Source organism: Seohaeicola nanhaiensis (assembly GCF_042654245.1).
In the GTDB taxonomy this organism is placed as follows: domain Bacteria; phylum Pseudomonadota; class Alphaproteobacteria; order Rhodobacterales; family Rhodobacteraceae; genus Seohaeicola_A; species Seohaeicola_A nanhaiensis.
This window is the reverse complement of the sequence record NZ_JBHSGI010000002.1, coordinates 1,201,634-1,213,079: the sequence shown is the minus strand read 5'-3', so window position 1 is coordinate 1,213,079 and position 11,446 is coordinate 1,201,634. Positions and strand designations below refer to the sequence as shown.

The window sequence follows — 11,446 nt, the reverse complement described above, 5'->3', positions numbered from 1 at the left end:
CGACCATGGAGGTCATGGTGAGGGGCGTTTCGAAATGGCCATGCATGTCGGCGCCGTAGTCCATCATAATTTTCATGAAGGTGTCCGAGGCGTGGTGCAGCTGGCCGAGCACCGGCATCAGGCTGTCGAGCGCGTCGTGGGTTTCGGCGTGATGCGCGAGCTCGGGATCGGTGGCACCGGCGAGCGCGATGACGTCGGCCTCGCCCAGCTGGCCGTCGAAAACCATCACCTCGCCGATGGTGCCCTTGAACAGCGAATGGGCGGGATCGGTGTCGGAGGTGTGCCAGGCGCGGCTGCCGCCGATGACGAGGGGGTGGGTGTTGGTCAGCATGCCCTGCTTGAAGGCGGGCTCGGCGGCAACCAGACCGCCGTTGAGCCAGACCTGCAGGCCCTGGGCGCCGAAGGAGAGCGCGAAGGCATAGGTGGTATTGGCCTCCAGCACGAGGTCCGGCACCTTGAGCCACTCGCTCTCGCTGGCGCCCTCCTGGGTGATCACGATGGTCCCGTCCTTGAGCCAGACCGTGAAGTCGCCGGCACCCCGCCCGTTGCCGTCTTTCGAGACGAGGGCATATTCCCCGACCAGCCGGTCCAGCGAGAAACTGAGCGAGAGCGTCGCGTCGGAGAGCGCCAGCGCCTTGCGGTGCGGGATCTCCATATAGTCGCCGGAGGTTCCCGTATAGGTCCGGTCGGCCATCGCCCGGACAATCGGATCGGCGGCGATGATGTCGTTGGCAGCAGGCATTCCCAGGTCCCTCTTTTTCGTCCGAGCAGCCTTTTCGGGGTACCGTCAAAAAGAGGAGAGTTTGTGACCGTATTCGGTCTCGTCGCGCCGTGGGTGTCGTGCAGCGGGATTCCGCGGCCTTGCTTTCAAGGGGTTGAAAGCGGGCGGAATTCGGTCCGGCCCTGAGCGGCGTGTTAACGACGCCGCGGCAGGACTTCGCCATTTTTGTGGCAAAGGGCGAGTGCGCGGTTAGCCGCCCGATAGGGAAACGAGCTGATTCAGGTCGCTTCCGGTTCGGAGGCGGGTTCCGGGCGACGGACGCGGAACACGGCGAGATAGAGCGCCGGGACGAAGACCAGTGTCACGACGGTTCCGGCGATGATTCCGCCCATCATGGCATAGGCCATCGGCCCCCAGAAGATCTGCCGCGAGATCGGGATCAATGCCAGCGAAGCCGCGGCGGCAGTCAGCACGATGGGACGCGCGCGGCTGTCGGAGGCGGCGAAGACCGCATCCCACGGGTGCGTTCCCTTTTCGCGCTCGACCTCGATTTCGTGGACCAGGATGATCGAGTTGCGGATCAGGATGCCGACCAGCGCCAGCACGCCGAGGATCGCGACAAATCCCAGTGGCGCGCCCGAAGGCAGCAGCGCGGCGACCACGCCGATCAGGCCGAGCGGGGCGGCGGCGAAGACGACGAAGGACCGGCGGAAGCCCTGCATCTGCACCATGACCAAAGTGGCTATGATGAGCAGCATGAGCGGCACCACGGCGGCGATGGGCGCCTGGCTCTTGGCGCTGGATTCCACCGTGCCGCCGACGGTGACGGAATAGCCCTGCGGCAGCGTCTCGCGGAAGTCGTCGATCTTGCCTTTCAGCGCGTTGACGATGGTGGCGGGCTGGTCGGCGGTGGCGATCGCCGCCTTGACCGTGATTGTCGGCACGCGGTTTTCCTGCCGGATGACCGGCTGTTCGGTGTCGTAGTTGAAGACGGCGATGGCCGAGAGCGGCACCGGCTGGCCGCTGGCGGAAGAGAGCTGGAGGTTGTTCAGCGCCTCGATCGAGCGACGATCGGCATCGGTGCCACGCGCGACGAGATCGACGAGATAGGTATTGTCGCGCAATTGCGTGACCGAGGTGCCGTCATAGATGGTCTGAAGCGCCGCCGCGATATCGCGGGAGGTGATGCCAAGCAGGCGCACCCGGTCCTGAACGATGTCGACGCGGACGACGCGCGCGGGTTCGTTCCAGTCGAGCACGATGTTGGAGGTGCGGCTGTCGCTGGCGACCAGCGCGGCGACGTTGCGGGCGATATCGCGCAGTTCGCCGAGATCGGGACCGATCACGCGGTATTGGACCGGGCGTCCGACCGGGGGGCCGATTTCGAGCAGTTTCACGAAGATATCGACGCCCGGGAACTCGGAGGCAGCCAGCTCCTTGAGCCTTGCACGCAGGCGGTTGCGGGCCTCGACGCCGGGCGTCTGGATGACAATCTGGCCGGTATTGTCGCCAGCGGGCGGCACGTCGTAGGCGAGGATGAAGCGCGGGGCGCCCCGGCCGACGTAGGTGGAGTAGAACAGGACATCGGGATCGCCTTCGAGGGCGGCTTCCATGCGGGCCATCTGTTCGCGGGTCGCCTCGATGGTGGCGTTCTGCGGCAGGGTGAAGTCCAGGATTAGCTCGGGGCGGTCGGAGCTGGGGAAGAACTGGTTCTCGACAAAGCGCATCCCCCAGATCGAGGCGCCGAAGGCGATCAGCGTCAGAACGATGGTCAGCCAGCGCATCCGCATGGCGCCGCGCAGCAGCGCGCGGAAGGCGCGGCGGGTCCGGCCGACGGTTTCGGCGTGGTGAGCCAGCTTCGACGGCAGCAGCGTGACCCCGATCAAGGGCGCAAAGAGGACGGCGACGACCCAGGATACCAGAAGCGACACGGCGATCACCACGAAGAGCGAGAATGTGAATTCGCCGGCCGCCGAACTGTTGAGGCCGATGGGGATGAAACCCGCGACAGTCACCAGGGTGCCGGTCAGCATGGGGAAGGCGATGGAGGTCCAGGCAAAGGAGGCCGATTTGGTCAGGCTGTCGCCCTTTTCAAGGCGCGAGATCATCGTCTCGATGGCGATCATCGCGTCGTCGACAAGCAGCCCCAGCGCGATGATCAGCGCGCCGAGCGAGATGCGCTGCAGCGTGAAACCCATGACGTGCATGAAAACAAAGGTGATGGCGAGCACGAGCGGAATGGTCAGCGTGACCACGAGTCCGGCGCGCAGGCCAAGGCTCACGAAGCTGACGGCCAGCACGATCACCACCGCTTCGAGCAGGGCCTGCAGGAAATGCCCGACCGCGTCTTCCACGACCTCGGGCTGGTCGGCCACCTGGTGGATCGAGATGCCGATGGGCAATTCGGATTCGACCTGGGCCATCACACCGGTCAGCGCCTCACCGAAGTCGATGATATTGGCGCCCTGCCGCATGCCGATGGCAAGTCCGATGGCGTCCTGCCCGTTGTGCCGGAACAGCTCTGTCGGAGGATCCTGGTAGCCGAGGCGCACATCGGCGACATCGGTCAGGCGGAAGAACTGGTCGCCGACGCGCAGGTTGACGTCCGCGAGGCTTTGTGTGCGGTCGAAGCTGCCGCCGATGCGGACGAGAATGCGCTCGGGTCCCGCGTCGATGGTGCCAGAGGGCAGGATGGCGTTCTGCGCGGCAAGGGTCGCCTGCACCTCGGATTGGCTGACGCCCAGCGAGGCAAGCTTGTCGGTGGAGAATTCGAGGTAAACCACCTGATCTCGGGCGCCGAAGATTTCGACCTTGCCGGAATCCTCCAGCCGCTGCACCGCGCGGCGGGCCTGTTCGACATAGTCTCGCATCTCGCGCGGGGAAAAGCCGTCCGACGTGAAAGCGTAGAGGTTGCCATAGACGTCGCCAAACCCGTCGTTGAACTGGAACCCGGCAAATTCCGCAGGAAACTCGCCGCGGATGTCGGCCATCATGTTTCGGACCTTCTGCCAGATCAGGGGCAGATCACGAGGCTTGGTGGTGTCGAGCAATTCCACATAGACCACCGAAGATCCGGGGCGCGTGATCGAACGGGTCTTGTTCAACTGGTCGAGGTCTTCGAGCTTTTTCTCGATGCGGTCGGTGACCTGGGTCAGCGTCTCTTCGACCGAAGCGCCGGGCAGGGCGGCGGCGATGACCATGGTCTTGATGGCAAAGTTCGGGTCTTCCTCGCGGCCGATTTCGGTATAGGCCAGAATTCCGGCCACCAGCGAGACCGCCATCAGAAACCAGACGAAAGACCGATGTTGGAGCGCCCAGTCGGAGAGGTTGAATCGGGTCATGCTGGCTCGCCGGATTGGAAGTTGAATGCCATCAGAGGTTTCCTCCTCCGGCCAGCGGGCCTTCGAGGCGCGGCCCCACAGCCTGGCCTTCGCTCACGGAGTGGACCCCGTGCGTCAGAACTTCGTCGCCGGGCTGGACGCCGGACAGCACCACAACCCGCCCACCGGCGCGGGGGCCGAGCTTGAGCGTTGTCCGATGGAGTTTGCGCTCGGCGTCCGAAATTATCCAGACGGCGGGCGGTTCGGTTCCGTCGATCAGGGCGACGACAGGCAGGGTGATCACACTGTAAATTCCGAGATCGGAGCGGGTGACGGTCACCAGCGCACCGAGGCGAAAGCTCGTCAGATCGCCCTCGAGCCGCAGGTGAGCGGCGCGGGTTCGTGTGGCGCGGGCGCTGACCGGTTCGATCCGGTCCAGCACGGCCTCGGCCATCATCTCGGGGTTCGCCAGCAGCCGCACGTGATAGCGGGCGCCGGGCTCGGCCGCGGCGGCGTCCTCTTCCGAGAGCGAGATGATCGCCTCGCGCCCTTCACGCGCGGCAAGGCGCAGCACGGTCTGGCCGGCATCCAGCGCGGCGCCGGGCTCTGCCAGCACATCGGTCACGATCCCGTCGATCGGCGCGCGCAGATCGGCCTGGGCGCGGGCATCCTCTGCCCTTGCCAGACCGGCCTGCGCCTGTTCCAGTGCGGCTTTCGCCGAGGCGAGCGAATTCGTCGCAGCCTCGGCCGCAGAGGGGCTGTCGACCCCGCGGTCAACCAACGCCTGCACCCGGTCGCTGGTGTCCTGCGCGGTCTGGAGGTTGGCCTTGGCGATGCTGACGCCGGCCTCGGCCGCGCGCACCTGGGCTTCGAGTTCCGAACCGTCGAGCCGGGCGAGAATCTCGCCTGCCTGCACCACGTCGCCGGCATCGGCCACGCGCTCGGCCAGGGTTCCGACCTGGAGGAACCCGAGGTCGATCTCGCTGGCCGCACTGACGTTGCCAACCCAGGACGAGGCCAGCCCGGCCTGCGGCGCGACGATTTCGGAAATGACCGGGCGCTCCTGCGACACCACCGGAGTTGCCAGCAGCATCAGGGCAAGCGCGGCGCGGATCATTGGGCAGGCTCCTCGTAGCGGACGACACGGCCGGGGTAGAGCAGTTGCGCCCCAAGGCTCACGACGATCTCGCCCTCGTCCAATCCGCTTTCGACGAGGATACTGTCACTGGTATAGCGGCTGACTGCGATCTGGCGCAGTGAAACGGTGCTGTCGGCCTTGTCCACCACCCAGACGGCGGGCCCCTGTGACGTCGCGGTGAGGGCCGACCACGGCAGCGCGATGCCAGAGCCGTCGGTCTGTTCGGTGCCGCCGCGCACGGCGTCGCCATAGCTGAGGCCGGTCAGCGGGTGGGCCATCGCCACCTTGACCTTGACGGTACCGCTGGCCGGATCGACCAGCGGCGAGACTTCGCGGACCGTGCCGCTGACCGTGACATTCGGCCGGTCGAGGGGCGACAGCGTGATCGGCGGGGGCGCGTGTGCGGCCGTGCCGAAGTTCAGCACCGCTTCGGGCACGTTGAATACCGCTTCATAGCGATCGCCCAGGGCCAGCTGCAGCACCGGTTGCGCGGCACCGACGATCTGGCCCGGCTCGGCCAGGCGCTTGATGACGGTGCCGGAATTTGGCGCAAGAAGGACGGTATCTTCCAGCGCGGACTCGGCCTGGTTCAGCTCGGCCTCTGCCTGCGCCTGCCGCGCGGCGGCGGCGGCAAGGCGGTCGGTGGCGGCGCTGCGCGTGGCGCGCGTGGTCGCTCCGCGTTCGAAAAGCTGGGACTGGCGCGCCTCGTTGTCGCGCGCGGCCGTGAGTTCGGCGCTGGCGGCGGCAAGCTGCGCCTTGGCCGAGCGAAGAGCTTGCTCCTGCTGCACCCGGTCGATCCGCGCCAGTTCGGCCCCATCCTCGACCCGGTCGCCGTCGTTCACGGAAATCGAGGTGATGCGGCCGCCGGTCGGGAAGGCCGCGCTGAGCGTTTCGCGCGCCGCGATCTCGCCGGTCAGCCCCATCCGCCGGTTGAATTCGATTGTGGCGGCACGGATGGCGGTCACTTTCAGTGGTTCGTCGGCGCCCGCGGGAGCGGCGGCAGCCACCATGAGTGCGAGAAGGATGTGGAGGAGCGAGCGCATCGTAAAATCGTGACCTCTCTGCCAGTGCTCAGAGGTTGGGTTTATTCCGCCGATGCGTCAAGCCGCGACCAAGCGTCAGCCTGCTCTCCCGGTCAAACGTGCACGCAGGCTGTCGATCTGAGCCGTGGTCAGGCCGGCGCCTGCCAGATAGGCATCCAGCGTCCCATGCTCTTGCTCGATGCTGGCCAGCGCCTGTTCCATCGTCTGGGCAGGGCTGCGCAGCATCCGGGCATAGGCCACCGTATCGCCGCCGCGCTGGCGCGAGAGCTCCAGGAACTCGGCCACCAGTTTCGAGATCAGATCGGCGCTGAGCGCATAATCCGCTATGATGTCCTCGCGCCCGACCCCGGCGAGCCCTAGCAGCAGCGCCGCAACGATCCCGGTTCGGTCCTTGCCGGCGGTGCAGTTGAACAGGATTGCGCCCTCGCGCGCCTCGGACATGGTGCCGAGAATGTTGCGGATCGCGGCCCGCCGCTGGTGCAGCGCCGCAATGTAGAAGTCGAGCAGCGGGTCGTCCGACGTGGCCTCGGCCTGGCCGAGCGAGGCGGGAGCGAGATCATCGAACAGCGGAAGATTGTGGAAATCGACGTCCGTTCGATTGGCGAAGGGGTTCGGCGCCTCGGCCAGTTCCGTCGGGGTGCGCAGATCAATAACGGTCGTCAGCCCCTCATCCAGCAGGCGGCGGTCTTCGCCCGGTTCCAGGCGGTGCAGGCTGTCGGCGCGCAGGAAGCGGCGCCAGGGCAGGATCAACCCGCCGGCGGTCCGATAGCCGCCAAGATCGCGGACGTTATGAGCGCCCGTGATGGACAGGTGTCGCATGTCGTGAAGCATTCGGGAATGATCCTGCGATTGTCAGGAAAAGGCAAGCAGGCGGGCGCGGTCGATCACCCCGAGTTCCTGCGGCTTGGGGGACAGCGGCACGAAGGCGACGCTGAGACCTGAAGGGCGCCAGTCGAGCAGGCCGAGCCCGGTGCCCTCGAGAAGGCGCAGGTCGGTGCGTTCAAGCAGATCGACCGTCGAATGCAGGCCGTTCGAGACGATGATCGGGATGCCGTGCCAGTGCAGTACGCGGTTGATGTGGATATGGCCGCTGAGAATGCCGACGACGTCGTGTCCCTTGAGCACGCCCGCTAGTTCTTCGGTGCTGGCCATGTCGATGGTGCCCCAGGGCAGCCCCTCGGGTTCGACACGCGGCGGGTGGTGCATCACGATCAGCTTGGGCTTGTCGCTGTGCCGGGCCAGGGCCTCGCGCAGGAAGGCCATCTGGTCCGGAGTGATGGTGCCCGCGACCCGGCCGGGAATGGCGGTGTCGAGCGTGATGACATGGAGCGGTCCCTGCACCTGATCGTGGAAATAGGCCTCGTCCGAGGCGCCGCAGCGGAAGACGGCGTTGAACCCTTCGCGTTTGTCGTGGTTGCCCAAGGCGAGGATCAGCGGAACCGGGAAATCCGTCAGGATGTCCTTGAGCAGGCGATAGCTCGCCTCGTGGCCGGTGTTGGTGAGATCGCCACTGGCGACGACAAAGTCGGGTTTTTTCTCCATCGCGCCGATATGGGCGACGACGCGGCGCAGGGTGGCTTCGGTGTCGGAGTGCAGCCCCTGATCGCCGGAGTCCGGGTGCGAAAGATGCAGGTCGGTGATGTGGATGAAACTGGTCAAGATCAGGCTCCGGCGGCAGTCAGAAGAGAACGGGTGTAGGCGTGCGACGGGGCGGCAAGCACGCTGTGGGCCGGTCCGGATTCAAGCGTCTTGCCGTGCTGCATCACCATCAGGTGGTCGCAGATGCTGGCGACAACCGCAAGGTCATGTGAGATGAACAGCATGGCGAGGCCGAGTTCGTCCTGCAAATCCATCAAAAGGTTCAGAATTTGGGCCTGGACGGAAACGTCGAGCGCGCTGACCGCCTCGTCGGCCACCAGCAGCGCGGGGCGCGTCACGATGGCGCGGGCGATGGCGATGCGCTGGCGCTGCCCGCCCGAGAATTCGTGCGGGTATTTTGCGGCATCGGCGGCGCGCAGGCCCACCTGTGTCAGCGCCTCGTCCACACGCTTTGCCGCGTCCGGCGCGTCGAGGACGCGCAGGGGTTCGGCGATGGACCAGCCGACCGTGCGGCGCGGATCGAGCGAGCCGTAGGGATCCTGGAAGACCATCTGGAACTGCTGCCGCAGGCGGCGCAGCTCGCCGGAAGACAGCCGGTTCAGGTCCTTGCCGTCAAAGCGGATGGTGCCCTCGTCAGGCGCTTCGAAGGCCATCACCATGCGGGCCAGCGTCGATTTGCCGGAGCCGGACTCGCCGACGATGCCAAGGGTCTGGCCCCTCTCGAGCGTCAAAGAGGCGTTTTCGACCGCCACCAGCACCGGCGGCGGCTGCAGCAGGGCGCGGCGCGGCAGGCGATAGCGGCGGGTGACATTGCGGACCTCGAGGATCATGCCGGCACCTCCAGCGCGTGGCAGGCGGCACTGCGATGGCCAAGGTCGCGCATCGCCGGTCTGACGGTGGCGCATTCCGGCCGCTCGATCGGGCAGCGGCCGGAAAAGCGGCAGCCGGGGGCCAGATCGTGCAGGGCCGGGACGGTGCCGGGGATCGTGGGAAGGCGGGCGCGCTTGCCATCTGCGCCGCGCTGGTGCGGCGCCGGGTCGGGCCGCGCGCCCAGCAAACCTCGCGTATAGGGATGCGCCGGCGCTTTCAGAACTTCCTGCGTCGGGCCGCGTTCGACGATATCGCCGCCATACATGACGAGGATGTCCTTGGTCGCGCGGGCCACCGATGCGAGATCGTGCGAAATGAACAACAGCGCCATGCCGCGCTGTTCGGCGAGGCGGACCAGCAGGTGGGTGATGCGCAGCTTGACGTTGGCATCAAGCGCGGTGGTCGGTTCATCCGCAATCAGCAGGGCCGGGTCGCAGGCCAGCGCGAGGGCGATCAGAACGCGCTGGCGCTGGCCGCCCGACATCTCGTGCGGGAACTGGCGCAGGCGCGCTTCGGGGTTCGGGATGCCGACCTCGCGGAACAGGTCAAGCGCACGCGCCTCGGCCTGAGCGTTGCTCATGTTGAGATGGATGCGCAGGGGATCGGCCACAGTGTCGCCGACGCGGCGCAGCGGGTTCAACGCGCTCATCGGTTCCTGGAAGATCATCGCCACCTTGCGGGCGCGCAGCCGCTGCCATTCGGATTCGCTGGCACTGGCCATGTCGTTACCGTCGATCAGAAGACGGCCTGAGACCTGGGCGGCATCGGGTGCCATGCCCATCAGGCTGAGCGCGAGCATCGTCTTGCCCGAGCCGCTTTCGCCCACCACGCCAAGTCTGTCCCCGGGCGAGATGGTCAGGCTGGCCTCGCGCAGGGCGGTGGCGGTGTCGAAGGCGACGGAGAATCGGTCGAGTTCGAACATCTCAGCGCTCCCGCACCAGCCGGGGATCGGTCACGTCGCGCAGGCCGTCGCCCAGCAGGCCAAAGCCCATCACCGCGATGACGATGCAGAGACCCGGATAGATGGCCAGCTGCGGTGCCTGGTACATCAGCGTCTGCGCCTCGGAGAGCATCCGGCCCCAGGTGGGCGAGGGCGGCTGCGCGCCCAGGCCGAGGTAGGAAAGGGCCGCCTCGGCCAGGATGGCGACGGCGAATTCGATGGTGGCCTGCACAATCACCGGCGCTGCGATGTTGGGCAGGATGTGGTCGCGCGAGATGGCAAAGCGGTTGAGGCCGGCGGCACGGGCGGCGGCGACATATTCGCGGGTCCAGATCTGGTTCGCGGCCGCGCGCGAGACGCGGGCGAAGACGGGAATGTTGATGAAGGCAATGGCCAGGACGGCGTTGGTGAGCGAGGGGCCGAAGACCGCGGCCAGCATGATCGCGAACAGGAGGGCCGGGAAGGCAAAGCCGATGTCGGCGATGCGCATCACCAGATCCTCGACCCAGCCGCCGATGGCGGCAGCCAGCAGGCCGAGGGCGGTACCGATGGAACCGCCCAGCAGCACGGCAGCCAGGGCCACGGCCATCGAGTTGCGCGCGCCGACCATGAGCTGCGAGACGAGATCGCGGCCCAGCTGGTCGGTGCCAAGCCAGAAGGTGGCATCGGGCGCGGCGAATTTGTTGCGCACGTTCATCGCGGTGTAGTCGTGCGGCGTCCAGAGCAGCGACAGCGCGGCGGCACCGATCACCAGCGCCACGAGAACCGCGCCGAGGATGAGGTTGACCGGCAGCTTGAGGCCCGGCGCCTTGGGAACTGTGGTCGCAGTCATGCGCGGGCCTTCAGTCTGGGGTCGATCACCAGATACAGCAGGTCGACGATGAAATTGGCGGTCACGACGATGGCGGCGAAAAGCATCACCAGCGCCTGAACTGTCGGCAGATCGCGGTTGGCGATCGACTGGAAAATGAGGCGGCCGAGACCGGGCAGGTAGAAGACGTTTTCGATGACGATGGTTCCGGTGACAAGCGCCGCAAATTGCATTCCGACGATGGTGACGATGGGCACAAGGGCGTTGGGCAGCACATGCCGCCAGAGGACTCGCTGGCGCGAAAAGCCGGTGGCGCGGGCGGTGCGCACATAGTCTTGCCGCATCACTTCAAGCGCCGAAGAACGGGTGACGCGGGCCAGAACCGAGGATTGCACCAGCGCAAGCGCCACGGTGGGCAGGATCAGCGCCCGCATGGCCGCCACGGGATCGGACCAGCCCGGAAAGCCGCCGGGCGGCAGCCAGCGCAGGTTTACGGCGAAGATCAGCACCAGCAGCATGGCCAGCCAGAAGGCCGGGATCGCGATGCCGAGTTGGCTGACGAACATGACGCCCCAGTCGCCGGCCTTGCGATGGTTGGCGGCGGCGGCGATCCCGAGGATCAGCGCCAGAATGACGGTGAAAATCATGCCCGACACGGCGAGCGAGATGGTCATCGGCAGCCGCTCGGCGATCAGGTCGGACACCGGCACGCGAAAGGAATGCGAGACGCCGAAGTCGCCGACGAGCGCGTGGGTGATCCAGGACCAGTAGCGGATGAGAAGGGGATCGTTCAGCCCGAGCTGGTCGCGCAATGCCTGCAGCGCGTCCTCGGTGGCGTCGAGCCCGAGTATGGTAAGCGCGGGATCGCCCGGCAGGACGTTCATCACCGCAAAGACGACGACGGAAACGGCAAGCAGAGTCAGGACAAACCCGACGGAGCGGCGGAGGAGGAAGTAACCCATTCAATCAGGCCAAGGGCGCGGACGGTCGCCCGCCCGCGCCCC

Annotated in this window: 10 protein-coding genes; all 10 read right to left on the bottom strand. The window is 66.6% G+C overall.

The genetic code is table 11. The features are described from left to right. On the bottom strand, positions 1-742 hold a 742-nt coding region (locus tag ACFO5X_RS06070; RefSeq protein ID WP_380716349.1), incomplete at its 3' end, for a LamG-like jellyroll fold domain-containing protein. A gap of 257 nt (positions 743-999) precedes the next feature. Further along, complete coding sequence (locus ACFO5X_RS06065; RefSeq protein WP_380716348.1) at positions 1,000-4,062, bottom strand: efflux RND transporter permease subunit; 3,063 nt, start codon at positions 4,060-4,062, stop codon at positions 1,000-1,002. A gap of 31 nt (positions 4,063-4,093) precedes the next feature. Beyond that, the gene (locus ACFO5X_RS06060) at positions 4,094-5,158 is read right to left on the bottom strand and encodes an efflux RND transporter periplasmic adaptor subunit (RefSeq protein WP_380716347.1); all 1,065 of its coding nucleotides are present in this window, start codon (positions 5,156-5,158) and stop codon (positions 4,094-4,096) included. Continuing rightward, positions 5,155-6,222: an efflux RND transporter periplasmic adaptor subunit gene (locus ACFO5X_RS06055; protein WP_380716346.1), complete on the bottom strand. Its 1,068-nt coding sequence runs from the start codon at positions 6,220-6,222 to the stop codon at positions 5,155-5,157. The genes ACFO5X_RS06060 and ACFO5X_RS06055 overlap by 4 nt, the downstream gene beginning before the upstream one ends. A 75-nt stretch (positions 6,223-6,297) precedes the next feature. Beyond that, positions 6,298-7,053, bottom strand: a complete 756-nt coding sequence (locus tag ACFO5X_RS06050) for a tyrosine-protein phosphatase (RefSeq protein ID WP_380716345.1) — start codon at positions 7,051-7,053, stop codon at positions 6,298-6,300. A gap of 21 nt (positions 7,054-7,074) precedes the next feature. Then, on the bottom strand, positions 7,075-7,881 hold the full coding sequence (locus ACFO5X_RS06045) for a metallophosphoesterase family protein (RefSeq protein ID WP_380716344.1): 807 nt from the start codon (positions 7,879-7,881) through the stop codon (positions 7,075-7,077). Positions 7,882-7,883: 2 nt separating this feature from the next. Beyond that, the gene (locus tag ACFO5X_RS06040) at positions 7,884-8,651 is read right to left on the bottom strand and encodes an ATP-binding cassette domain-containing protein (protein ID WP_380716343.1); all 768 of its coding nucleotides are present in this window, start codon (positions 8,649-8,651) and stop codon (positions 7,884-7,886) included. After that, positions 8,648-9,613 (bottom strand): ABC transporter ATP-binding protein, encoded by a 966-nt coding sequence (locus ACFO5X_RS06035; protein WP_380716342.1) that lies wholly within the window; start codon positions 9,611-9,613, stop codon positions 8,648-8,650. Before ACFO5X_RS06035 ends, ACFO5X_RS06040 begins: the two co-directional genes overlap by 4 nt. 1 nt (position 9,614) lies before the next feature. Continuing rightward, on the bottom strand, positions 9,615-10,463 hold the full coding sequence (locus tag ACFO5X_RS06030; RefSeq protein WP_380716341.1) for an ABC transporter permease: 849 nt from the start codon (positions 10,461-10,463) through the stop codon (positions 9,615-9,617). Then, positions 10,460-11,404, bottom strand: a complete 945-nt coding sequence (locus ACFO5X_RS06025) for an ABC transporter permease (protein ID WP_380716340.1) — start codon at positions 11,402-11,404, stop codon at positions 10,460-10,462. The genes ACFO5X_RS06030 and ACFO5X_RS06025 overlap by 4 nt, the downstream gene beginning before the upstream one ends. Between the last annotated feature and the right edge of the window lie 42 nt (positions 11,405-11,446).